21 protein-coding genes, 1 pseudogene and 1 riboswitch are annotated in these 23,980 nt (G+C 71.1%); of the genes and pseudogenes, 17 read left to right on the top strand and 5 right to left on the bottom strand.

The annotated features are described in order from the left end of the window. Positions 1–103: 103 nt before the first annotated feature. Positions 104–1,360 (top strand): Ig-like domain-containing protein, encoded by a 1,257-nt coding sequence (locus tag E6R60_RS22235; RefSeq protein ID WP_136328383.1) that lies wholly within the window; start codon positions 104–106, stop codon positions 1,358–1,360. A 46-nt stretch (positions 1,361–1,406) separates the two neighbouring features. Here E6R60_RS22235 and E6R60_RS22230 read toward each other — a convergent pair whose 3' ends face one another. After that, complete coding sequence (locus E6R60_RS22230; RefSeq protein WP_136328382.1) at positions 1,407–1,808, bottom strand: hypothetical protein; 402 nt, start codon at positions 1,806–1,808, stop codon at positions 1,407–1,409. A 202-nt stretch (positions 1,809–2,010) separates the two neighbouring features. Here E6R60_RS22230 and E6R60_RS22225 point away from each other — a divergent pair, with 202 nt between their 5' ends. From E6R60_RS22225 to E6R60_RS22200, 6 genes are all read left to right on the top strand, one after another. Beyond that, complete coding sequence (locus E6R60_RS22225; protein ID WP_136328381.1) at positions 2,011–2,631, top strand: heme-copper oxidase subunit III; 621 nt, start codon at positions 2,011–2,013, stop codon at positions 2,629–2,631. Positions 2,632–2,687: 56 nt separating this feature from the next. Continuing rightward, on the top strand, positions 2,688–3,497 hold the full coding sequence (locus E6R60_RS22220; RefSeq protein WP_136328380.1) for a c-type cytochrome: 810 nt from the start codon (positions 2,688–2,690) through the stop codon (positions 3,495–3,497). Beyond that, positions 3,494–4,543: a Rieske 2Fe-2S domain-containing protein gene (locus tag E6R60_RS22215; protein WP_136328379.1), complete on the top strand. Its 1,050-nt coding sequence runs from the start codon at positions 3,494–3,496 to the stop codon at positions 4,541–4,543. The genes E6R60_RS22220 and E6R60_RS22215 overlap by 4 nt, the downstream gene beginning before the upstream one ends. Then, a complete protein-coding gene (locus E6R60_RS22210; protein ID WP_136328378.1) occupies positions 4,540–6,165 on the top strand; it encodes a cytochrome bc complex cytochrome b subunit in 1,626 nt (541 codons plus the stop codon). Before E6R60_RS22215 ends, E6R60_RS22210 begins: the two co-directional genes overlap by 4 nt. A 121-nt stretch (positions 6,166–6,286) precedes the next feature. Beyond that, positions 6,287–7,351, top strand: coding sequence for an anthranilate phosphoribosyltransferase (gene trpD / locus E6R60_RS22205; RefSeq protein WP_136328377.1), 1,065 nt, complete (start codon positions 6,287–6,289; stop codon positions 7,349–7,351). Between the two features lie 88 nt (positions 7,352–7,439). Next, positions 7,440–7,557: riboswitch (SAM riboswitch) on the top strand. A 173-nt stretch (positions 7,558–7,730) separates the two neighbouring features. After that, positions 7,731–9,110, top strand: coding sequence for an aminotransferase class V-fold PLP-dependent enzyme (locus E6R60_RS22200; protein ID WP_136328376.1), 1,380 nt, complete (start codon positions 7,731–7,733; stop codon positions 9,108–9,110). A gap of 61 nt (positions 9,111–9,171) precedes the next feature. Here the strand turns inward: E6R60_RS22200 and E6R60_RS22195 are convergent, their stop codons facing one another. Further along, entirely contained in the window at positions 9,172–9,453 is a 282-nt protein-coding gene (locus E6R60_RS22195) for an Lrp/AsnC ligand binding domain-containing protein (protein ID WP_136328375.1), read from the bottom strand. Continuing rightward, a pseudogene (locus E6R60_RS22190) lies at positions 9,450–10,253 on the bottom strand (rhomboid family intramembrane serine protease). The gene E6R60_RS22195 and the pseudogene E6R60_RS22190 overlap by 4 nt, the downstream one beginning before the upstream one ends. A 160-nt stretch (positions 10,254–10,413) precedes the next feature. On the opposite strand from E6R60_RS22190, the gene E6R60_RS22185 reads away from it, so the two are divergent. From E6R60_RS22185 to E6R60_RS22165, 5 genes are all read left to right on the top strand, one after another. After that, entirely contained in the window at positions 10,414–10,656 is a 243-nt protein-coding gene (locus tag E6R60_RS22185; RefSeq protein WP_136328374.1) for a hypothetical protein, read from the top strand. Positions 10,657–10,693: 37 nt separating this feature from the next. Beyond that, complete coding sequence (locus E6R60_RS22180; RefSeq protein ID WP_206309488.1) at positions 10,694–12,055, top strand: NYN domain-containing protein; 1,362 nt, start codon at positions 10,694–10,696, stop codon at positions 12,053–12,055. A 283-nt stretch (positions 12,056–12,338) separates the two neighbouring features. Further along, positions 12,339–13,364, top strand: a complete 1,026-nt coding sequence (locus E6R60_RS22175; protein ID WP_206309485.1) for an NlpC/P60 family protein — start codon at positions 12,339–12,341, stop codon at positions 13,362–13,364. Positions 13,365–13,600: 236 nt separating this feature from the next. After that, positions 13,601–14,626: a C40 family peptidase gene (locus E6R60_RS22170; protein ID WP_136328371.1), complete on the top strand. Its 1,026-nt coding sequence runs from the start codon at positions 13,601–13,603 to the stop codon at positions 14,624–14,626. Between the two features lie 258 nt (positions 14,627–14,884). Beyond that, the gene (locus tag E6R60_RS22165; RefSeq protein ID WP_206309484.1) at positions 14,885–16,138 is read left to right on the top strand and encodes a hypothetical protein; all 1,254 of its coding nucleotides are present in this window, start codon (positions 14,885–14,887) and stop codon (positions 16,136–16,138) included. Here the strand turns inward: E6R60_RS22165 and E6R60_RS22160 are convergent. Continuing rightward, entirely contained in the window at positions 16,114–17,379 is a 1,266-nt protein-coding gene (locus E6R60_RS22160; protein WP_136328370.1) for a glycosyltransferase family 87 protein, read from the bottom strand. The genes E6R60_RS22165 and E6R60_RS22160 overlap by 25 nt on opposite strands. Positions 17,380–17,480: 101 nt before the next feature. Here E6R60_RS22160 and E6R60_RS22155 point away from each other — a divergent pair, with 101 nt between their 5' ends. Continuing rightward, a complete protein-coding gene (locus tag E6R60_RS22155) occupies positions 17,481–18,623 on the top strand; it encodes a glycosyltransferase family 4 protein (protein ID WP_136328369.1) in 1,143 nt (380 codons plus the stop codon). A gap of 64 nt (positions 18,624–18,687) precedes the next feature. Here E6R60_RS22155 and E6R60_RS22150 read toward each other — a convergent pair whose 3' ends face one another. Beyond that, a complete protein-coding gene (locus E6R60_RS22150; protein ID WP_136328368.1) occupies positions 18,688–20,484 on the bottom strand; it encodes an AMP-dependent synthetase/ligase in 1,797 nt (598 codons plus the stop codon). A gap of 282 nt (positions 20,485–20,766) precedes the next feature. Between E6R60_RS22150 and E6R60_RS22145 the strand changes: the two genes are divergently transcribed. The 4 genes from E6R60_RS22145 (at position 20,767) to E6R60_RS22130 (ending at position 23,930) form a co-directional block, all read left to right on the top strand. Then, entirely contained in the window at positions 20,767–21,573 is an 807-nt protein-coding gene (locus E6R60_RS22145; RefSeq protein ID WP_136328367.1) for a metallophosphoesterase, read from the top strand. A 117-nt stretch (positions 21,574–21,690) separates the two neighbouring features. Further along, positions 21,691–22,140 carry an SRPBCC family protein gene (locus E6R60_RS22140; protein ID WP_136328366.1) on the top strand — a complete coding sequence of 150 codons (450 nt, stop codon included), beginning with the start codon at positions 21,691–21,693 and terminating at the stop codon, positions 22,138–22,140. Between the two features lie 4 nt (positions 22,141–22,144). Then, complete coding sequence (locus tag E6R60_RS22135) at positions 22,145–23,359, top strand: ArsA-related P-loop ATPase (protein ID WP_136328365.1); 1,215 nt, start codon at positions 22,145–22,147, stop codon at positions 23,357–23,359. A gap of 112 nt (positions 23,360–23,471) precedes the next feature. Continuing rightward, positions 23,472–23,930, top strand: coding sequence for a DUF5304 domain-containing protein (locus E6R60_RS22130; RefSeq protein ID WP_136328364.1), 459 nt, complete (start codon positions 23,472–23,474; stop codon positions 23,928–23,930). Positions 23,931–23,980: the final 50 nt, after the last annotated feature.

Below are 23,980 nucleotides of genomic sequence, written 5' to 3'. Positions count from 1 at the left end.
CCGCTCCACCCGACGGGGGGCCCGCACTTCGACGAGAAGTGCGGGCCCCCCGTTTGCAGTCGTCCGACGCGCTGAATCGAATGAATCTTCTTAGCGTGGGTTCATGAACCACACGCCGCGTATCCGTCCCGTCATGAGCTGCGCTCTGCTGGTCGCGTCCCTGGCCGCGGGGGCGAGTGCCTGTGGGGAGTCCGACGGCCATCCGCTCTCGGCACAGCCGTACGACGCGGCGGACGAGATCTCCTCCAACGCCCCCGGGGGCGGTGAGAAGGCCGACCCGGACAAGCCCCTCGAGTTCAGCGTCGACGGGGACGACGGCCGGATCACCGATGTGAGCGCCATCGACTCCGAAGGCCGCCATCTGGCGGGCGAACTCACCGCCGACGGCCACCGCTGGCACTCCACCGCCCCGCTCGCCGCCGGAACCACGTACACCGTCAAGGTCAGCATGGAGGACGACGACGGCGCCCCAGGCGTCCGTACGCTCTCCTTCGAGACCGCGGCGGCCCAGAAGTTCCTGAAGGTCGCCTTCGGCCCGCAGGCGGGCACCTACGGCGTCGGACAGCCCGTCACGGCGGTACTCAGCGCCCCGGTCACCGACAAGGCCGCCCGCGCCACGGTCGAACGCGCCCTGAAGGTGCGCTCCACGCCCGCCGTGACCGGTTCCTGGTACTGGGTCGACGACAAGACGCTGCACTACCGGCCGCGGGACTACTGGCCGGCGAAGGCCACCATCGAGGTCACCAGCGAGCTGACGGGCATCAAGGTGACCAAGGCGCTGTACGGCGCCCCCGCGAAAGCGTTGAAGATCACGACCGGCGACCGCATCGAGGCCATCACCGACGCCTCGCAGCACTCCATGACGGTCAAGCGCAACGGAGAAGTGATCAACACCATTCCGGTAACCACCGGCAAGCCCGGCTTCTCCACCCGCAACGGCGTCAAGGTCGTGCTGGGCAAGGAGTACTACGTACGTATGCGCGGGGAGTCCATCGGCATCGCCGAGGGCTCGGAGGACTCGTACGACCTGCCGGTCTACTACGCGACGCGGGTCACCTGGAGCGGCGAATACGTGCACGCGGCCCCGTGGTCCACCGGATCACAGGGCTACGCGAACGTCAGCCACGGCTGCACCGGCATGAGCACCAGCGAGGCCGAGTGGTTCTTCAACACCGTCCGCGAGGGCGACATCGTCACGGTCGTCGGCAGCGAGGGCGAGACCATGACGCCGTTCGACAACGGCTACGGCGACTGGAACCTCTCCTGGGCGAAGTGGCAGAAGGGCAGTGCCCTGAGCAACGACGCCACGCCGGACCGCGTCGACACGGTCAGCACGGCGCGGCTGCGCCCCAAGGTCTGACGGCCGGGTGCACCGCGCCCCGGAGCGACGGCGGGACCGCGGGGCCTCAGGCCCCCACGGAGAGCCTGCTGCGCAGCAGGGCGGACAGGGCGTCCGCGAACTCGACCGGCTCGACCGGAAGGGTCACCGCGGCGTCCGCGCGGCTCCACGTGGCCAGCCAGGCGTCCTGGGGGCGGCCCATCAGGAGCAGCACCGGCGGGCAGCGGAAGATCTCGTCCTTGATCTGCCGGCAGACGCCCATGCCGCCCGCCGGGGCCGTCTCGCCGTCCAACACGCAGACGTCGACGCCTCCGTGCTCCAGCGCGTCCAGCACGGCGGGCAGGGTGGCGCACTCCAGGAACTCGACCTGCGGTACGTCCGCGGCAGGCCTGCGCCCGGCTGCCAGCCTCACCTGCTCACGGGTGTGTGCGTTGTCGCTGTAGACCAGGACCGTGGCGGTCGGCTGCATGGTTCCTCCGTGACATCCGTGTCTTCGGGGCTGTCGGGGCCCTCGGTGCGCGAGGGCTGTCCGATGCGCGGATCGTACTCCGCCCGATGGCCTGTCAGCATCGCTTCGGACAGCGGTTCCCTGGGCCGTTCGGGGAGGACACACCCCTCTGACACACCGAACGGCACCCCCCGGAGTGAGGGCGGGATAAGCGACCGACATAATGTCGGTCGTGGCGACAGCAACGACAGTAGAAACCGGGCACGCGCACCCGTCGGTCAATCGGCCGAACCTCACCAGCGTCGGAACCATCATCTGGTTGAGTTCCGAGCTGATGTTCTTCGCGGCCCTCTTCGCGATGTACTTCACCCTGCGATCGGTGACCGGAGCGGATCACTGGAAGGAAATGGCGTCAGCCCTGAACTTCCCGTTCTCGGCGACGAACACCACGATCCTGGTGCTCTCCTCACTCACCTGCCAGCTCGGCGTCTTCGCCGCCGAGCGGGGCGACGTGAAGAAGCTCCGCGCCTGGTTCGTGATCACGTTCGTGATGGGTTCGATCTTCATCGGAGGCCAGGTCTTCGAGTACACGGAGCTGGTGAAGAAGGACGGCCTCTCGCTGTCCTCGGATCCGTACGGCTCGGTGTTCTACCTGACCACCGGCTTCCACGGTCTGCACGTGACAGGCGGTCTCATCGCCTTCCTGCTCGTCCTGGGCAGGACATACGCAGCCAAGAGGTTCACCCATGAGCAGGCGACCGCAGCCATCGTCGTGTCCTATTACTGGCACTTCGTCGATGTCGTGTGGATCGGCCTGTTCGCCACGATCTACATGATCAAGTAACCGGGCTCGCACCCGATCCATCATCGACGCAGAAGATCCTGACACCGGGGTAATCCGTGAAAAAGCTCTCCGCACGACGACGCCATCCGTTGGCGGCGGTCGTCGTACTACTCCTCGCGCTTGCGGCTACTGGGGGGCTGTACGCCGCGTTTGCGCCCGCGAGTAAGGCGCAGGCCGACGAAACCGCCCAGTCCCTCGCCATCGACGAGGGCAAGAAGCTGTACTCCGTCGGTTGCGCCAGCTGCCACGGAACCGGCGGTCAGGGCAGCTCCGACGGGCCCTCGCTTGTCGGCGTGGGCTCGGCCGCCGTGGACTTCCAGGTCGGTACCGGACGCATGCCGGCCCAGCAGCCGGGCGCCCAGGTCCCGAAGAAGAAGGTCATCTACACCCAGGCCGAGATCGACCAGCTCGCGGCGTACGTCGCGTCGCTCGGCGCCGGCCCGATCGTCCCCACCAAGAGCCAGGTCAGCCCCGAGGGTGCGGACATCGCCAAGGGTGGCGACCTGTTCCGCACCAACTGCGCCCAGTGTCACAACTTCACGGGTGAGGGCGGTGCCCTGACGAACGGCAAGTACGCCCCCAGCCTCGAAGGCGTGAGCCCGAAGCACATCTACGAGGCCATGCAGACCGGCCCGCAGAGCATGCCGTCCTTCCCCGACTCGACGATGCCCAATCAGCAGAAGCGGGACATCATCGCGTACGTCAAGACCGTGAACGGCTCCGAATCCGAGTCCCCCGGCGGCCTCAGCCTCGGTGGCCTCGGTCCCGTCAGCGAGGGTCTGTTCGGCTGGATCTTCGGACTGGGTGGTCTGATCGCAGTTGCCGTCTGGGTCGCGGCCCACACCGCTAAGGCCAAGAAGTCATGAGTAGCCAAGAGATTCCAGAAGAGAACCTGCCCGCAGAGCAGGGCCCCGCGCACGCGGTGGACCAGGCGCACGACCCGTTCGCCGACCCGGGACTGCCGGCCCACAAGCCGCGCATCCAGGACATCGACGAGCGGGCCGCGAACCGGTCCGAGCGCGCGGTCGCGTCCATGTTCCTGTTGTCCATGCTGGCGACGGTGGGCTTCATCGCCTCCTACGTCATCTTCCCGGTCGACAAGATCGTCTACATCTTCCCGTTCGGTCATGTCAGCGCGCTGAACTTCTCCCTGGGGCTGACCCTGGGCCTGGCGCTCTTCCTGATCGGCGCGGGCGCCGTCCACTGGGCGCGCACCCTGATGTCCGACGTCGAGGTCGCCGACGACCGGCATGCCATCGAGGCCCCGCCCGAGGTCAAGGCGAAGGTTCTCGCCGACTTCAAGGCAGGCGCCGAGGAGTCGGTGCTCGGACGGCGCAAGCTCATCCGCAACACCATGTTCGGTGCGCTGGCCCTGGTGCCGCTCTCCGGCGTCATGCTGCTGCGCGACCTGGGTCCGCTGCCGGAGAAGAAGCTCCGCAAGACCCTGTGGGCCAAGGGCAAGCAGCTCGTCAACATGAACACCATGGAGCCGCTGCGCCCCGAGGACGTCGTCGTCGGTTCGCTCACCTTCGCCATGCCCGAGGGCCTGGAGGAGCACGACGAGGACTTCCAGACGCAGATCGCCAAGGCCGCGCTGATGATCATTCGCATCGAGCCGGACAACATCAAGGACAAGCGCGAGCGCGAGTGGGCCCACGAGGGAATCGTGGCCTTCTCGAAGATCTGCACCCACGTCGGCTGCCCGATCAGCCTGTACGAGCAGCAGACGCATCACGTGCTCTGCCCGTGCCACCAGTCCACCTTCGACCTCTCCGACGGCGCCCGCGTCATCTTCGGTCCGGCCGGTCACGCGCTTCCGCAGCTGCGGATCGGCGTGAACAGCGAGGGCAACCTCGAGGCGCTCGGTGACTTCGAAGAGCCCGTCGGTCCTGCATTCTGGGAGCGCGGATGAGTACTGCGACCGATACGAACCGCAAGGCGCCCGCCGGTGAGCGGGTGGCCGACTGGGCGGACGGGCGGCTGGGGATCTACTCCCTCGCCAAGTCCAACATGCGCAAGATCTTCCCGGACCACTGGTCCTTCATGCTCGGTGAGATCTGCCTCTACAGCTTCATCATCATCATCCTCACGGGTGTGTACCTGACGCTGTTCTTCCACCCGAGCATGAACGAGGTCATTTACCACGGCCCGTACGAGCCCATGCAGGGCATCCGGATGTCCGAGGCCTACGCGTCGACGCTGGACATCAGCTTCGACGTCCGCGGTGGTCTGCTGGTCCGGCAGATCCACCACTGGGCAGCGGTCATCTTCCTCGCCGGCATGTTCGTGCACATGTTCCGGGTGTTCTTCACCGGTGCGTACCGCAAGCCGCGCGAGATCAACTGGCTGTTCGGCTTCCTGCTGTTCGTCCTCGGCATGTTCACCGGCTTCACCGGCTACTCGCTCCCGGACGACCTGCTCTCCGGTACGGGTGTGCGCTTCACCCAGGGCGCGATCCTGTCGATGCCCGTGGTCGGCACGTACATCTCGATGTTCCTGTTCGGCGGGGAGTTCCCCGGCGGCGACATCGTCGCGAGGTTCTACTCGATCCACATCCTGCTGCTGCCCGGCATCATGCTCGGGCTCGTGGTCGGCCACCTCATCCTGGTCTTCTACCACAAGCACACGCAGTTCGCGGGTCCGGGCAAGACGAACAAGAACGTCGTCGGCATGCCCCTGCTGCCGGTGTACATGGCGAAGGCCGGCGGGTTCTTCTTCCTGGTCTTCGGCTTCATCGCGATCATCGCGGCCATCGCGTCGATCAACCCGATCTGGGCGATCGGCCCGTACCGTCCCGACCAGGTGTCCACGGGCGCCCAGCCGGACTGGTACATGGGCTTCGCCGAAGGCTTCGTCCGTGTGATGCCCGGCTGGGAGATCAACCTCTGGGGCCACACGCTGGTCCTGGGCGTCCTCATCCCGCTGGTCCTGTTCGGCGTGATCCTCGCCGCGCTGGCGCTGTACCCGTTCATCGAGTCCTGGATCACCGGGGACAAGCGCGAGCACCACATCCTGGACAAGCCGCGCAACGCCCCGACCCGCACGGCGCTCGGCGTCGCCTGGGTGACGATCTACTTCGTCATGCTGATCGGCGGCGGCAACGACATCTGGGCGACGCACTTCCACCTGTCGCTCAACTCGATCAGCTGGTTCGTCCGCATCGCCTTCTTCGTCGGACCCGTCCTGGCGTTCATCGTCACCCGGCGGATCTGCCTCGGCCTCCAGCGCCGCGACAAGGACAAGGTGCTGCACGGCCGCGAGTCCGGGCTCATCAAGCGCCTGCCGCACGGTGAGTTCGTCGAGGTCCACGAGCCGCTCGGACCGGAACAGCTGCACACGCTCACCGCGCACGAGCAGTACAAGCCGATCGAGATCGGCCCGACGGTCGACGAGAACGGTGTCGAGCGCAAGGTCTCGGCGCTGCAGAAGCTGCGGGCCAGGCTCAGCAAGGCGTACTACGGCGAGAACAACCAGATCGCCAAGCCCACCGCCGAGGAGTACAAGGAGATCACCAGCGGCCACGGCCACCACTGATCACCTGAACTGATCGCCACAGCGGGAGCCCCGTCCATTCGATGGACGGGGCTCTTCGCCGTCCCCGGGCCTCGATAGGGTGGACCCATCCCTTTATCGGCTGTGGACCCAGGAGCGGACCATGAACGTTGTGACCCCGGACGGCGGCGACAGCGTGGCGGCTCGTACCTGGCCCGGCGTGCTGACCCCCCTGCTCCGCGGCCAGGACCTGACCGAGGACGACACCGCCTGGGCGATGGACCGCATCATGAGCGGCGAGGCCACCGATGTGCAGATCGCCGGCTTCGCGGTGGCGCTCCGAGCCAAGGGGGAGACCGTCACGGAGGTCTCCGGCCTGGTCCGTGCGATGTACGAGCACGCCACCACGATCCACGTGCCCGGCCGCACCGTCGACATCGTGGGTACCGGCGGCGACATGGCCAAGACGGTCAACATCTCCACCATGTCGGCGATCGTCGTGGCGGGGACCGGCGCCAAGGTCGTCAAGCACGGCAACCGCGCCTCGTCGTCGGCCAGCGGCTCCTCCGACGTCCTGGGCAAGCTCGGCGTCAACCTCGAACTGCCGCCACAGCGCGTGGTCGAGGTCGCCGAGGAAGCGGGCATCACGTTCTGCTTCGCCGTGAAGTTCCACCCCGCCCTCAGGCACGCGGCGAAGGCCCGGGCGGAGCTCGGCGCGCCGACCACCTTCAACATCCTCGGGCCGCTCACCAACCCCGCCAAGGTGCGCGCGCAGGCGATCGGCGTCGCCGATCTGCGGATGGCGCCCATCGTCGCGGGCGTCCTCGCCGAGCGCGGCAACTCCGCGCTCGTCTTCCGGGGCGACGACGGCCTGGACGAGCTGACCACCACCGCGACCTCCCGCGTCTGGATCGCCAGGAACGGCACGGTGCGCGAGGAGACCTTCGACCCGCGGAGCGTCGGCCTGGACCTGGTGCCGGTCGACGCGCTGAGGGGCGCCGACGCCTCGTACAACGCCGACGTGGCCCGTCGGCTGCTCGCCGGCGAGACGGGCCCCGTCCGGGACGCCGTCCTGCTCAACTCCGCGGCGGCGCTCGTCGCACTGGACCCGGGGGAGGGCTCGCTCGCCGAGCAGCTCGCCGCCGGGATCGCGAAGGCCGCCGAGTCCATCGACTCGGGCGCGGCCGCCCGGGCACTGGAGCGATGGGTCGTGGCCAGCAACGCCTGAGGCGGGGCGCACGGACGTGAGGCGGGGCGCAGTCCAGATCATGGACTGCGCCTTGCGCGTTCCCGTGCGTATGGCAAGATGCTGGGCAGGTCATGAGTGACAGCGACTACGGCCCCGGCCCGCTGTCCGGCAACCCTCCGTCCGTGGCGGGGTGCCCCGGGTGAAGACCAGGCCGCAGGCAGCGAGGTCTGCGGCAAGCGCGGACCCCTCGACATCGTCAGATGTCCACCCGTGGGGTCCTGGTCCTCAGGGAGCCTCTTGTGAGCACGCGAATGCGCTAGGGCTTTTCGGCCCTTCTCCGCACACCCTTCTTCTCTTCTCCGTGCTGCCGCGTATCCGCAGGCACGCGGAATTCGCCTGCCTGTTACGGGAGTTCGCCATGTCTGTCCTCAGTGCTGCCACCGACCAGTCGATTTGTGCCCCGCTGCCGGTTCTGGGCAAGGATGTGACTGTTCCGCTGGTCACCGGCGGTGAGGTCACGTACGCCGCGCTCGACTACGCCGCCAGCGCCCCGGCACTCCAGCGGGTGTGGGACGACGTGGCCGCGTACGCGCCGTACTACGGCAGCGTCCACCGGGGCGCCGGCTACCTCTCGCAGCTCTCCACGGACCTCTTCGAGACCAGCCGCGCGACCGTCGCGGAGTTCCTCGGCTGCCGCGCCGAGGACCAGGTGATCTTCACCCGGTCCACCACCGACTCGCTCAACCTGCTCGCCGCCGCGCTCCCCGCCGACTGCCAGGTGTTCGTCTTCGAGACCGAGCACCACGCCTCGCTGCTGCCCTGGCGCGACGCCCGGGTGACGTACCTGAACGCCCCGCGCACCCCTGCCCAGGCGGTCGAGACGCTGGACCGCGCACTCGCCGACCGGGAGCCCTTCGGCCCCGCGCTGGTCTGCGTGACCGGCGCCTCCAACGTCACCGGCGAGCTGTGGCCGGTCAAGGAGCTCGCCGCCGCCGCGCACGCCCACGGCGCCCGGATCGTGCTGGACGCCGCGCAGCTCGCCCCGCACCACCCCGTCGACATCGCCGAGCTGGACGTCGACTGGGTCGCGTTCTCCGGCCACAAGCTGTACGCCCCGTTCGGCTCGGGCGTTCTCGCCGGCCGCTCCGACTGGCTGCGCGACGCCGAGCCGTACCTGGCCGGCGGAGGAGCCTCCCGCCAGGTCGCCCGGCGCGCCGACGGCGGGGTGGACGTCCAGTGGCACACCACCGCCGCCCGCCACGAGGCCGGTTCGCCCAACGTCATCGGCGTGTACTCCATCGCCTCCGCCTGCAAGGCGCTCACCGAGGCGGGATTCGACAGCCTGGTCGCCCGCGAGCAGCGGCTCGTCTCCGAGGTCCGCGCCGGACTCGCCGAGGTCCCCGCCGTCAAGGTGCTCTCGCTGTTCGGCGACGACGCCCCGCGGGTCGGCGTCATCTCCTTCGTGGTGGAGGGCTGGAACAGCTCGCACTTCGCCGCGGCGCTCTCGGCCGAGTACGGCATCGGGGTCCGCGACGGACTGTTCTGCGCCCACCCCCTGGTGCGCACCCTGCTCGGCAGTGAGGCGCAGGACGTCGGCGAGTGCGGCGCGCCGGAGGCGGAGCCGGGCGAGAAGTCGCTCAACGCCATCCGCGTCAGCTTCGGAGCCGGTACGCCGGACGAGCACGTCGAGCGCTTCCTGCGCGCGGTGAGGGAACTCGTCAGCGAGGGCGCCCGGTGGAAGTACCGCACCGAGGACGGCCGTTGCGTCCCGGACCGGGGCACGGCCACCCAGGTCTGAGGCCGCGGAGCACGTTGGGCCGGGTACGGACAGCTGTCCGTACCCGGCCCGACGTGTGCCCTTAGGCGTCCAGGCCGATGGCGAAGGCCGCTTCGAGGTCGTGCTGCGAGTACGTACGGAACGCGACGTGCGTGTCCGTGCCCTCGACACCGGGGATCTTGCTGATCCGGCCGGGGATGACATCGGCGAGGTCGTCGTGCTTGGACACCCGGACCATGGCGATCAGGTCGTACGTGCCGGTGACCGAGAAGACCTCGCTGACGCTGTCCAGCGCGGCGATGGCCTCGGCGATCTCGGGAATCCGGTCCACGCTGGTTTTGATGAGCACGATCGCGGTGATCACGGCTGGCTTTCTCCCTCGGTGGCCGCTGCTGGGGACTTCACTCTAGGGCCTCGCGGCCGCGCGCAGCGGACCACGCTCCCTCATCCCGCCTGATCCGGCCGCAAGGCCCGGGCCCCGCGCCGGTACCGCCCCCAGGCATAGAGGAACCCGGCGGCGAAGCCGACCACGTGGGCGAGGTAGGCCACCCCCGGCCCGCTGCCCGCGCCCCGGGCCGCCAGCCACTGGAGGACGAACCAGAAGACGAGCACGATCCACGCGGGGAAGCGCAGCGGCAGGAACAGCAGGAACGGGAACAGGCTGGTGACCCGGGCGCGGGGGAAGAGGTAGAGGAAGGCGCCCAGGACCGCCGAGATCGCCCCCGACGCGCCGACCAGGGTCTGGTCCGAGGTGGAGTGCGCGGCCGCGTAGGCGAGCAGGGCCAGATAGCCGCAGCCGAGGTAGAAGAACGCGAACTCGGTGTGGCCCATCCGTTCCTCGGCCATGGCCCCGAACACGTACAGGAACAGTATGTTGCCGAGCAGATGCAGCCAGCTGCCGTGGACGAACAGGGCGGTGAGCGGGGTGAGCACGGCGTGCGCCGAGCCGTCCCAGAGCTCACTCGGGATCACGCCCCAGCGTTCGAAGTACCCGGCCTGGGCGGCGAGCAGGGCGTCCGCGGTGCCGTAGACGGGGTTGAACCCCGACAGCGGACTGATCACGAAGACCACGCAGCACAGGGCGATGAGGGCGTACGTCACCGGCGGCCCGCCCGACGTGGCCGCACGAAGGATTCTGCCGGCCGCAGCCCGCCGATCGATCATGAACAGAGCATGACGCAAGTGGAGGGAACGGGACAGACCGCCTCGCCGTGCCGGTGGGAAGCGCCGAGGCCGTAGGGTTACCGGAGGACATCCGCTGTTCGACGGCGCACCGCGAGATCCTTGTCCGGCAGCTCACGGCTCGAGATAAGAGGACACAACGATGACGACGGTTCCCCAGCCGACCGACGGGACCCGCTGGCGCTGCACGCTCTGCGGAAACCTGACGAGGTTCGACGTGACGCGTTCGTCCAAGGTCGTCGAGTACGTTCACCTCGACCTGGCCGGTGAGGCCAGCGTCGAGGAACGCGAGGTGGTCAGTGAGACCATCGAGTCGGTGCGCTGTCGTTGGTGCAACGCGGTGGATCAGATCGAGCTAGTCGACAGGCCGGGTGCCGACTCCTGACGGGGCCGTGCGGACATAAAAAATGAGGTGACGGATGGTGGAGCAGCCCGCTGGCGGCGCCACGCCGGCCGACGCGGCCGGCGACGCCGTGGAGGTGCTCGACCGCCCGCTGCCCGAAGATGTGCGGCGACGGGTCGTCGCGCTGGTCTCGGACGCCTTCGGCGGCCTCACGGTCACCGAACTCCCGGCCCAGCTCCGGCAGTACGCCCGCTTCACGCCGACCCGGCGTGCCAAGTTCGCGGGGAACGCGATGGCGGCGGCGCTGGAGAGCGACGCGCCCTTCCGCCGGCGCATCGGTGAACGCCTGAAGGAGACCCAGCCGGAACTGGCCGGCGCGCTGGTGGCGGGGTCCCCGCCCGCCGCCGCGGACCCCGTCGACGTGGCCGCCGCGGCCTATGTGCTGCGCCCGGCCGGCTGGGTCAAGCTGGTGGCCGCCGCCGGCGAGGAGGCCGAGCGGGCCGGGGCGGAGCGCGCCGACGAGGAGATCCGGCTCGAACTGGAACGGCTGCGCGAGGAACTCGCCCGGGCGCGCGCCCAGACGAAGAGCGAGAACGAACGGCTCCGCGCCGAACTGGACGCCGCCCGCAAGGAGGCCGACTCGCTCCAGCGCAAGCTGCGCAGCGCGGCCAACGAGGTGAAGCGCGGCGAGGCGGCGCTGCGCCGCGGCAAGGCCGAGAGCGACGCCCTGCGGGCCGAGGCGGCCGCCCAGGTGTCCGCCGCCGAGAGCGAGACCCGGCGGCTGCGGGCGAGGCTCGGCGAGGCGGAGGCGTCCGTCGAGGCGAGCCGCAAGGCCGCCAGGGAGGGGCGCTCGGTCGAGGACATGCGGCTGCGGCTGCTGCTCGACACCGTGCTCGAAGCGGCCGGCGGGCTGCGCCGCGAACTGGCGCTGCCGCCCTCCACGATGCGTCCCGCGGACAGTGTGGACGCGGTCGAGCCCGGACGGATGTCGCCCAAGGACATTGCCGCCAGGGCCCTTTCGGAGACCGACCCGGCCCTGCTCGACCAGCTGCTCGCGCTGCCGCAGGCCCATCTGATCGTGGACGGCTACAACGTCACCAAGACCGGTTATCCGCAGATGCCGCTGGAGAAGCAGCGGTTGCGTCTGCTGGGCGGCCTGTCGGTGCTCGCGGCCCAGACGGGCGCCGAGATGACCTGCGTCTTCGACGGGGCCGAACTGGCGGCGCCGGTCCTGCTGGCGCCGCCGCGCGGGGTGCGGGTGCTGTTCAGCAAGCCGGGTGTCACGGCGGACGAGGTCATCCGTCAACTGGCGCGTGCGGAGCCGCCCGGGCGGCCCGTCGTGGTGGTCTCCACCGACCGCGAAGTCGCCGACGGGGTGGCGAAGGCGGGAGCCAGACCCGTGGCGTCCGTCTTGCTCCTGAAGCGGCTTTCGCGCGTCTAGCGCGGGTTGGGCGACTTGCCGGAAATGGGGGAACGGACCGTCAAGTCGCCGCTACACCCCGTGTGCTGTGGGTAAAGAAGTACCTCCTGTGACGAGATTTTGCCCGTGAGGATTTGAACTGATCACAAGATGGTCACTAAGGTCGGGCCTCGAACCTTCGCACGGTTGATCACCCATCCGGGGTGGCAGTGAAGGAACCGCCGAGGCCGTGACGTGCACGGAGCTGGGGACACGTCCTCCCTGGCCCCGATAGGCGGCTCGAGGAAGCAAGGAGCTCGCCTTCGTGGGGTCCCACCGTCGTCCCAAGCGCCCGAGCCGCACTCGCGTGACCGTGCTCACCGCGACCGCCGCCGCGGCCGTGGCTCTGACCTCCCAGGCGGCGCACGCCGACCCCAAGCCGACCAAGAGCGAGGTCAAGGAGAAGGTCGACAAGCTCTACGAAGAGGCGGAGCAGGCGACCGAGCAGCACAGCCTGGCCAAGGAGAAGCAGGAGAAGCTCGAGAAGCAGATCGGCGCTCTCCAGGACAAGGTGGCCCGCGGTCAGCAGGAGCTCAACAACCTCCGCTCCGGCCTCGGTTCCCTCGCCGCCGCGCAGTACCGCTCCGGAGGCATCGACCCCTCCGTGCAGCTCTTCCTCGCCTCGGACCCGGACAGCTTCCTCGACCAGGCCTCCGCGCTCGACCAGTTGACGGCCAAGCAGGCCGAGGCGCTGACCAAGGTCCAGGAGAAGCAGCGGGCCCTCGCGCAGGAGCGCAAGGAGGCCCAGGACAAGCTGAGCGACCTCGCGGAAGTGCGCAAGACGCTCGGCGAGAAGAAGAAGAAGCAGCAGGGCAAGCTCGCCGAGGCGCGCGAGCTGCTCAACACCCTCACCCAGGCCGAGCGCGACAAGATCCGCGCGGACGACCAGCGCGCCAGCCGCGCCGCGAACAGCCGGGTCGACCTCGGCAACGAGGCCCCGGCCTCCGGCCTGGGCGCCGCCGCGCTCCAGGCGGCCGCTTCCCGGATCGGCATGCCGTACTCACCCGGCCAGGCCGGTCCCGGCTCCTTCGACTGCTCCGGCCTGACCATGTGGGCCTACGCCCAGGCCGGCGCCAACATCACCCGCACCACGTACACCCAGATCAACCAGGGCACGCGGATCGGGCAGGGCCAGCTGAAGCCGGGCGACCTCGTCTTCTTCAACGGCAATGCGCACGTCGGTCTCTACGCGGGCAACGGCACCGTGCTGCACGCCCCGCACTCGGGCGCCTTCGTCCGCTACGAGTCGATGAGCACCATCGGCAGCTTCTACGGCGCGGTGCGCATCTGACCACGCCCGAACGGGCGAATTCCCGAGCCCCGCACTGACAGCCGCCCCGCCGGAGACCACAGGTCACCGGCGGGGCGTCACTGTGTGTGCCGTCCCTCCGACCGGCGCGGTCTTTGTCCGCTCCGTGATCGTCCGACTACTGTCTGCCTGCTGTGCAGCTCCGTGCGTCGGTCCGCCCGTCCCGGGTGGCAGGGGCTGCGCACGTCTGCGTACAGCGGAAGGGAGTGCGGCGTCCTGTGGTGTCCCATCGCCGTTCCACACAGCCCGGCACGAGCCGGAGCGTCCGGGTGACCGTTGCGTCGGCCGCGGCGGTGACCGCCGCGGCGGCCCTCGGTACGGCCACCGCGAGCGCCGACCCCCAGGACACACCGCGGAGTGCCGGCGCCCGGGTCGACCGCCTCCTCACCGAGGCCGAGCAGGCGACCGAGCACTACAACGAGGCCGGGGAGAACGCCGCACGGCTGCGCGGCGAGGTCAGACGGGCCCAGGACCGGGCGGCCCGGGGCCAGGAGCGCATCAACCGCATGCGGACGGAGATCGGCTCGGCCGCCCGCGAGCAGTACCGGACGGGCGGCATCGACCCCTCCCTCGCGCTGCTGCTCTCCTCCGACCCGGACAGCTATCTCGACCGGGCCGCCACCCTGACCCGGGTGAACGACCGCCGGGCCATGGCCCTGGCCGGCCTCCGCAAGGCCCAGCAGGCACTCGCGCAGACCCGGGCGGAGGCCGCCCGCTCGCTCGCCGCACTGGAGCGCAGCCGTGCCGCCGTCAGCCGCCACAAACGCACCGTCGAGCGCAAGCTGCTCCAGGCCAAGCGGCTTCTGGAGGAGCTGCCCGGACCCGAGCGGGCCGCCTTCGAGCGGGCCTCGCGCACCGGCCGCGAGGACGGGCCGGCGGCCGGTGCGACCGCGGGTTCGTCCAGGGCGGCGGCCGCCCTGGCGGCCGTCCGTCAGGCGCTGGGCCGTCCGTACGTCTGGGGGGCGAACGGGCCCTCCGGGTTCGACTGTTCCGGGCTGATGCAGTGGGCCTACGCCCAGGCCGGTGTGAGCCTGCCGCGGACCTCGCAGGCCCAGCGGTACGCCGGCCGGATGGTGCCGCTCTCCGAAGCCCGCCCCGGCGACCTCGTGGCCTACCGGGCGGACGCCAGCCACATCGGGATGTACGTGGGGAACGGCCAGGTGATCCACGCCCCGTACCCCGGAGCCCCGGTCCGCTACGACCCCGTCGGCATGATGCCCGTCTCCTCGGTCACCCGGGTCTGACCCACGGCCGGACCGCCGCCGCGCGGGCTGGACCGGGAGGGATCACGGGACAGCCCAGAGGCCGATCGGCACCTGAGGGCCGTCGCGGAGGCTGGGGGGCGCATCTGCCGCGTTGTCGTCGATCACCCTCTCCCCCTAGCCCTGAAGGCATGGGGGGACCCCCTCGCGAGGCCTCACTCCTCCGCCTTGCAGCTGCACGCACCCAGCCCCGCCCCTTCTTCCACCCCCAAGGCGCCGGTCGGCCTTACCCTCGGTCCTGTGGCTGATCAGGGGCGTACCGCGCGGCGGGCACGCGGTGGACGACGGCGCGCGGCGGGCGCCGTGCTCGCCGCGCTGCTGTGTGCGGCCGCCTGCACCGCCCCGGCCGACGAGGCCCCCGACACCACGGCCCGGGACATCCGCGCCACGCTGGACCGCCGGGCCGCCGCCGTGCTGCACCACGACGAGGACGCCTACGTGGCCACCGTGGACCCGGACGCCACCGCGCTGCGGGGCGCGCAGCGCAAGGAGTTCGGCCGTCTCGCGGACGTGCCGATCGGCGCCTGGACGTACCGGGTCACGGAGCTCGCCGCGCACGGGGCCGACCGGGCCACCGCCGACGTGACGCTCGGCTACCGGATCGAGGGTTACGACAGCGCGCCGGTCTCCGTGGACCGGGTGCTCGACCTGGAGCGCGACCCGGCCGACGGCCGCTGGTACCTCACCGCCGACCGGGCCGCCGACGGCGGGGGCAGGCAGCTCTGGGAGCAGGGCGACGTCGAGGTCGTCCGCGGGGCGTCCAGCCTGGTGCTGGGGGTCGGCCGGACCCGGGGCGAGCTGAAGGGGATCGCCGCCACCGCGGATCTCGCCGTGCCCGACGTCTCCGCCGCCTGGCCGGAGCACTGGGCGGGGCGCGTGGTGGTGCTGGTGCCCCGCACGGTGACGGACATGGCGCAACTGCTCGGCTCTCCCGCCTCGAACTACCGGGGCATAGCGGCCGTCACGACCGGCGAGACCGGCGGTTCGGGGAAGACCCCCGCCGACCGGGTGATCGTCAACCCGGAGGCCTACGCCCTGCTCGGTTCCTTCGGGCAGCGCGTCGTCCTCACCCACGAGACCACCCATGTGGCCACCCGCGCCGACACCTCCGCCGCCACCCCCTCCTGGCTCTCCGAAGGCTTCGCGGACTGGGCCGCCTACCGGGACCGGGAGCGCACCGCCACCGAGATCGCCCCCGAGCTGGGCGACGCCGTCCGCCGCGGCGACCTCCCCGCCGCGCTGCCCACGGACGAGGACTTCGGCTTCGCCGGGGACCCGGACCGGCTGGCGAGGGCCTACGAGGGCGGCTGGATGGCCTGCGAGCTGATCGCCGAGCAATGGGGCGAGGCGAAGCTGTACGCCTTCTACCGGGCCGTCGGGGGGCACGCGGGGCGGGACGGGGCGGTGGAGCAGGCCCTGCACGAGGTGCTCGGCGCGACTCCCGAGGACTTCACGGTGCGCTGGCGGGACTATCTGGAGAGCCGGCTCGGCTGAGCGGGGCCGGAGGCGGACCCCGCCGCCTCCCGGGCCGCCGCGCGGGGCGCGGCCTCGTCCCGGCCCGGAACCGTGTCCCGCCACAGCCGCGCGCACGCCAGCAGGGACGCCGCGACCAGGAGTCCGTTGCGCAGGAACATCAGGGTCACGCCCGTCGCGTCGCTGTTCACCACATGGCCGAAGCCGAGCGGGAACTCCAGCTGGGTGACCCCCGTCGCCACCAGCACCAGGGCCGCCGGCCAGGCCATCCGGCTCTCCCGGAAGACCAGGCACACCGCGGCCAGGCCCACCAGCCACAGCATGTACTGCGGGCTGATCACCCGGCTCGTGGTGGTGAACAGCAGCACCGCGGTGAACGCCGCGTCCGCCGTCGTGCTCACCCCGAACGTACGGGCCCGCAGCCGCCACACCAGCAGCCAGCCGAACGCGGCCAGGCTCAGCATCAGGGAGAGGGTGCTCACCAGCGGGACGTGCGGCCCCAGGAACTCCAGCGAGCCGTAGTGCAGCTCCACCCGGCCCTGCCAGCCGAACTGCCGCGCCACATGGAAGACCAGCGCCCCCAGCGACTCGACCTCGGTGCCCCGGTCCCGCTGGAAGCCCAGGAACGCCAGCGCGCCCGGGGCCGCCGCCGTGCACAGGGCCAGCAGCCCGAGCGCCACCCCGCCCGCCGTCGCCCACGCCAGGCGGGTACGGCGGCCGCGGGCGGTGCCGGCCAGCAGCAGCGCCGGCCACACCTTCAGCAGCGCCCCGAACGCGGCCAGCGCCCCCAGCACCCGCGGATGCCGGACCCCCGCCAGCAGCGCCGCCACCGCGACGGCCGTCACCATCACGTCGTACCGGGCGTACGCGGTCGTGCCGAGCAGCGGCACCCCCGCCACCCACACCCACGCCCCGGCCGTCCGCCGGGCGGCGCCCCGGCCCGCGTACAGCAGCAGGGCGAGCACCAGCGCGTCGCACAGGAAGGCCAGGACGAAGAAGGCGGAGGCGTAGTCCAGGAACGGCAGCAGGGCGGGGGAGAGGATCGCGAGCGCCGCGACCGGCGGGTACTGCCAGGTGACGTCGGACTGCGGATAGGTGCCCGACCTCAGGACGTCGTACCAGCCGTGGTAGATCACCGACACGTCGCTCGTCACGTCGAGACCCGGCGGCGTGATCACCTTGCTGACCCAGAGCAGCAGCAGGGCCCTGCTGAGCGCCCACACCGCGAAGGCCGCCGGACGTGTGCCGCTCGAACCCGTCATGACCCGCCCTCGCCCGTTCCGTTCCCCGTACGAGGAGCCATGATGCCCGTCCCCGCTGTGCGCGAGCCATCAGGCGGGGCCGCCCGGTACTGTCGGCGGCGATGGACAAGACCTTGATCGTGACCAATGACTTCCCGCCCCGCCCCGGTGGCATCCAGGCGTTCCTGCACAACATGGCGCTGCGGCTGGACCCGGAACAGGTCGTCGTCTACGCCTCCACCTGGAAGCGCGGCGCCGAGGGCGCGGCCGCCACCGCGGCCTTCGACGCCGAGCAGCCCTTCACGGTGGTCCGCGACCGTACGACCATGCTCCTTCCGACCCCGCGGGTGACCCGGCGGGCCACGGAACTGCTGCGCGCCCACGGCTGTTCGTCCGTCTGGTTCGGCGCCGCCGCCCCGCTCGGCCTGATGGCGCCGGCCCTGCGCCGGGCCGGAGCCCGCCGGCTGGTCGCCACCACCCACGGGCACGAGGCCGGCTGGGCCCAGCTGCCCGCCTCCCGTCAGCTGCTGCGGCGGATCGGCGAGGGCACGGACACGATCACCTACCTCGGCGAGTACACCCGCTCCCGGATCGCCGCGGCGCTCACCCCGGCGGCCGCCGGCCGCATGGTCCAGCTCCCGCCCGGCGTCGACGAGAAGACCTTCCACCCGGACTCGGGGGGCGACCGCGTCAGGGCCCGGCTCGGGCTCACCGACCGGCCGGTCGTCGTCTGCGTGTCCCGGCTGGTGCCCCGCAAGGGCCAGGACACCCTGATCCTCGCGATGCCCGCGATCCTGGCCGAGGTGCCCGACGCCGTCCTGCTGATCGTCGGCGGCGGACCGTACGCCGGGGAGCTGAGGAAGCTGGCCGCGCGGACCGGGGTGGGGGACTCGGTGCGGTTCACCGGTCCGGTGCCGTGGGAGGAACTGCCCGCGCACTACGGGGCCGGCGACGTCTTCGCCATGCCGTGCCGGACCCGGCGGGGCGGGCTCGACGTGGAGGGACTCGGCATCGTCTACCTGGAGGCGTCCGCGACCGGGCTGCCGGTCGTGGCGGGCGACTCGGGCGGAGCGCCGGACGCGGTGCTCGACGGCGAGACCGGGTGGGTGGTGCGCGGCGGCTCGGCCGAGGAGTCGGCGGAGCGGATCGCGGCGCTGCTCGGTGACGCGGAGCTGCGGCAGCGGATGGGGGAGCGGGGCCGGGCCTGGGTCGAGGAGAAGTGGCGCTGGGACCTGCTGGCGGAGCGGCTGAGGGAACTGCTCTGAGCGCCGGACCGGTATGACGAAGGGGCCCGCACCGGACATCGGCGCGGGCCCCTCCGTCGTACGGTCAGGCGCGGTAGATCGACTCCACCTCGTCCGCGAAGTCCTTCGCCACCACGTTGCGCTTCAGCTTCAGCGACGGCGTGATGTGGCCCGCCTCCTCGGTGAACTGAGCCGCCAGGATGCGGAACTTGCGTACGGACTCGGCCTTGGACACCGCGGCGTTGCCGTCGTCGACCGCGCGCTGCACCTCGGCCAGCAGCTCCGGGTCCTCGCGCAGCGACAGGGCCGTCGAACCGACGGGCTTGCCGTGCTCCTCGGCCCAGTGGCCCAGGAACTCCTCGTCCAGCGTCACCAGCGCGCCCACGAACGGGCGGCCGTCGCCGACGACCATGCACTCCGCCACCAGGGCGTGGCCGCGGATGCGGTCCTCGATGACGGCGGGAGCGACGTTCTTGCCGCCCGCCGTCACGATGATCTCCTTCTTGCGGCCGGTGATCGCGAGATAGCCGTCCTCGTCGAGGGTGCCGATGTCACCGGTGTGGAACCAGCCGTCGGCCAGCGCCTCGGCCGTCGACGCCTCGTTGTTCCAGTAACCGGCGAACAGGTGCTCGCCGTGCAGCAGCACCTCGCCGTCGTCGGCGATGCGCACGACGGAACCGGGCAGCGGCTGGCCGACCGTACCGATCTTCTGCCGGTCCCACGGGTTGAAGGCGGTGGCCGCGCAGGTCTCCGTCAGGCCGTAGCCCTCCAGGACGGTGAAGCCGATGCCGCGGTAGAAGTGGCCGAGCCGCTCGCCCAGCGGTGCGCCGCCGGAGATGGCGTACTCGCCGCGACCGCCGAGCACGGCCCGCAGCTTGCTGTAGACCAGCCGGTCGAAGACCTTGTGCTTGAACTTCAGGCCGACGGACGGGCCCTGGGGGGTGCTGAGCGCGCGGCTGTAGGCGATCGCCGTGTTCGCCGCCTTGTCGAAGATCTTGCCCTTGCCGTCGGCCTGGGCCTTGGCGCGGGCCGAGTTGTAGACCTTCTCGAAGACACGGGGCACCCCGAGGATCAGGGTCGGCCGGAACGCGGCCAGCTCATCGGTGAGGTTCTTGATGTCCGGTACGCAGCCGAGCTTGATCGGCGCCATCACGGAGGCGACCTCGACCAGCCGGCCGAAGACGTGCGCGGCGGGCAGGAAGAGCAGCACGGAGCACTCGCCGGTACGGAACAGCGGCTTCAGCCGCTCCACCACGTTGCCGCACTCCGCGAAGAAGCTGCGGTGCGTCAGCACACAGCCCTTGGGGCGGCCGGTGGTGCCCGAGGTGTAGACGATGGTGGCCGGATCGTCGGCCTTCGCGCTCGTCATCCGCAGGTCGAGCGCCTCGTCCGAGATCTCCTCGCCGAGCGCCGACATCTGACGGACCGCGTCCTCCTCGATCTGCCAGATGCCCTTCAGGCCGGGCAGATTCGCCTGGACCGAGACCACGGACGCCTGGTGCGCCTCGGACTCCACGATGCACAGCGTGGCGCCGGAGTCACCGAGGATCCACTGGATCTGCTCGGCGGAACTCGTCTCGTACACCGGCACCGTGACCGCGCCGGCGCTCCAGATCGCGAAGTCGAGCAGCACCCACTCGTAACGGGTGCGGGAAAGCAGGGCGACCCGGTCGCCGGGTTCGACACCGGCGGCCATCAGGCCCTTGGCCACGGCTCTGACCTCGGCCAGGAACTGGGTGGCGGTGACGTCCGTCCAGACGCCTGCCACTTTGCGGCTCATCACCGCGACATCGGCATGCTGAGCGGCATTGCGGCGGATGAGATCCGTCAGGTTGCCGTCCGAGGGGACCTCGTACAGGGCCGGAAGGCTGAACTCGCGCAAGACTGCTGCTCCTCATCGGGCTCCGGTGCCACGGCTCTGTGTGACGCACCGGCTGCGGTCCAAGACAGGCGGGTGCTCAGTGGGGTGAGCACGACTGGACTGCCCGGACGTTACCCACCGGTACTCGGTTCCCGATAGGGGGTTCCGGTCAGATGTCTTATGCATCACACATATCGGTCGTCCTTATCCGCGCAGAGTAGTGCACCCCGTCCCACCCCCGTGGGTAACCGCAGGTCCAAGGGCCCCTACCCTCCCGTCCCCCCGGGTTCTAGGGTGATCGTCATGCGAGCAGGACGGAACAGCCCGAGTGCCACCGCGCGGCGGCGCACCCGCGTCCACGTGGTCAGCGACGTGCACGGGAACACCGAGGCGCTGGCCCGTGCCGGGGAGGGCGCCGACGCGCTCGTGTGCCTCGGTGACCTGGTGCTCTTCCTCGACTACGCGGACCACTCGCGCGGCATCTTCCCCGATCTCTTCGGCGTCGAGAACGCCGACCGGATCGTCGCCCTGCGCACCGAGCGCCGCTTCGAGGAGGCCCGCGACTTCGGCCGGCAGCTCTGGGCGGGGAGGGACCGCAACGCCGCCATCGTCTCCGCGGTGCGCAAGCAGTACGCCGAGATGTTCGCGGCGCTGCCCACCCCGACGTACGCCACCTACGGCAACGTCGACATCCCCGGCCTCTGGCCCGAGTACGCGGGCCCCGGCACCACCGTCCTGGACGGCGACCGCGTCGAGATCGGCGGCCGCGTCTTCGGCTTCGTCGGCGGCGGCCTGCAGACCCCGATGCGCACCCCGTACGAGATCAGCGACGAGGAGTACGCGGCGAAGATCGAGGCCGTCGGCCCGGTCGACGTGCTGTGCACGCACATCCCGCCCGAGGTCCCGGAGCTCACGTACGACACCGTGGCCCGCCGCTTCGAGCGCGGCAGCCGGGCGCTGCTCGACGCCATCCGCCGCACCCGCCCCCGCTATTCCCTGTTCGGCCACGTCCACCAGCCGCTGGCCCGCCGGATGCGGATCGGCGACACCGAGTGCGTGAACGTCGGCCACTTCGCCTCGACCGGGCGGCCCTGGGCGCTGGAGTGGTGACCGCGGGCCCGGCCCGAACCGGCCGGTCCCTGGGACGAGGCGCCGCGCTCACGCGATAGCCTTCTGGCGGCAGGCCTCTGCCGACCGACCGGTACACCGCACTGGAGGGCCACAGCGATGGCTGAACACACCAGCTCGAGCATCACGATCGAGGCGGCACCGGCCGACGTCATGGGCGTGATCGCCGACTTCGACCGCTATCCGGAATGGACCGGCGAGGTCAAGGAGGCCGAGGTGCTCGGCACCGACGACCGCGGCCGCGCGGAGAAGGTCCGCCTCGTCCTGGACGCCGGCGCGATCAAGGACGACCACACCCTCGCCTACACCTGGATCGGCGACTACGAAGTCAGCTGGACCCTGGTCAAGTCCCAGATGCTGAGGGCCATCGACGGCTCCTACGCCCTGGCGCCGCTCGGCGACGGCGACCGCACCGAGGTCACGTACCGGCTGACCGTCGACGTCAAGATCCCCATGCTCGGCATGATCAAGCGCAAGGCCGAGAAGGTCATCATCGACCGCGCCCTGGCCGGTCTCAAGAAGCGTGTCGAGTCCGTCCCGAAGGGCTGACCCGGTGCGTACGGTCCTGGTCACCGGTCTCGGCGGCGCCGGCCGTACCACCGTCGCGGCGGCCACCGCACTGGCGGGCGCCCGCGGCGGCGCCCGCACCCTGCTGATCTCGGCCGACACCGTGCCCGGCTTCCCGACGGCCACCGAACCCACGGCCGTCTCCGACGGGCTGTGGTCCGTCCGGATCGACTCCGGCGCGCACTTCCGCAGCGAACTCCTCGCCCTCCAGGACAAGTTGTCCGGCGTGCTCGACCTGCTCGGCGGCAACCGCATGGACGGCGAGGAGCTCACCGAACTCCCCGGCAGCGGCGCACTCGCGATGCTCCACGCCCTGCGCCGCGCCGCACGGGGCGACTGGTCCCGCGCCGGCTACGACCTCCTCGTCGTCGACCTGCCGCCGCTGCACGAAGCCCTCGCCCTGCTGGCCCTGCCCGGACAGCTCCGCCGCTACCTGCGCCGGCTGCTCCCCCAGGAACGCCAGGCCGCCCGCGCCCTGCGCCCGATGCTCGCCCAGCTCGCAGGCGTGCCCATGCCCGCCCAGTGGCTGTACGAGGCCGCCGCCCGGCGCGACGCCGAGCTGGCAGAGGTCCAGACGCTGATCGAGGACCGCGCCACCACCCTCCGGCTCGTCGCCGAACCGGGCCCGGCCGCCGAGGACGCCCTGCGCGCCGCCCGCACCGGGGTCGCCCTGCACGGGCTGCGGGTCGACGCCCTCGTCGCCAACCGGGTGCTGCCCCGGCACGCGTCCGACCCCTGGTTCGCCGCGCTCGCCGCCCAGCAGGAGAAGTGCCTCGGCCACTGGCACGAGGAACGGTCCGCCGGGAGCCCGCCGCTGCACATGCCCCATCTCGGGCGCGATCCGCAGGGCCCCGGCGACCTCGCCGGACTCGCGGACGACACCCCGGGGTTGTCCCCGGACAGCCGCGACGGCGGCCGCGCGGAGGACCCCTGGTGGATCGAGGAGGCCGCGGCCCCCGAAGGACAGGACGACTCCGACGGCATACTCGTCTGGTGCCTGCGCCTTCCCGGCGCCGTCAAGAAGGATCTCCAGCTCGTCCGGCGCGGCAACGAGCTGCTCCTCAGCGTCGGGCCGTTCCACCGCATCGTGCCCCTGGAGTCCGCTCTGCGCCGCTGCACCGTCTCCGGCGCCGCCCTCACGGACGGCGTGCTGAGGGTCCGCTTCACGCCGGACCCCGCACTCTGGCCGAGGACGAGCTGAAGGCGCGGGCCGACCGCCGCCCGGTGCCGGCCGGTCCTACCGCCGTTCGGGTACCGTCGTTGGTAGAAGCCCCGGCTGCCGGCCGCCGGCAGCCACGTCGCAGGAGTCCGCCATGAGCGAAGCCACCGATCGTCCCGCCGACGACGACGCGTGGGCGAAGGCCTGCGCCGAGGACCTCGCCGCCGAGAAGGCCCGCCGCCGCACCGCGTCCGGCCCGCCGCCCGGCTCCGCCGCCGAGGAACTGCGCAAGCTGGTCGACGCCGTGGCCGACAAGCTCGGGTCCCTCCAGACGCCCCTGCTCGGGGTGGCGGCCCAGGGGGCCGTGCAGCAGGTCATCAAGCAGGCGAAGTCCGCCGTCGAGCCCGTTATCGAACGCAATCCGGACGTTTTCGATCACATTGCCGCCGCCGGCAGTGAACTGCTCGCGGCTTACCGCTCGGCGGTCGAGGGCCAGGAACGCCGCTGGACCCAGGGCGCGGGGGACCCCGCAGGCACCGAATCGAAGGCGGACGACCCCACGGACCCCCGCGACGAGGGGTCGGGTGCCGGCGAACACATCGACCTGGACTGACCGGCGCCGACAGGAGGGGGCCCCGCCTCGGGTACGGTTGCCCCAGCGGG

The sequence above is a fragment of the Streptomyces sp. A0642 genome, from assembly GCF_004795105.1.
In the GTDB taxonomy this organism is placed as follows: domain Bacteria; phylum Actinomycetota; class Actinomycetes; order Streptomycetales; family Streptomycetaceae; genus Streptomyces.
Note: the sequence above shows the minus strand (reverse complement) of the source record. Positions and strands in the feature narration are given on the sequence as shown.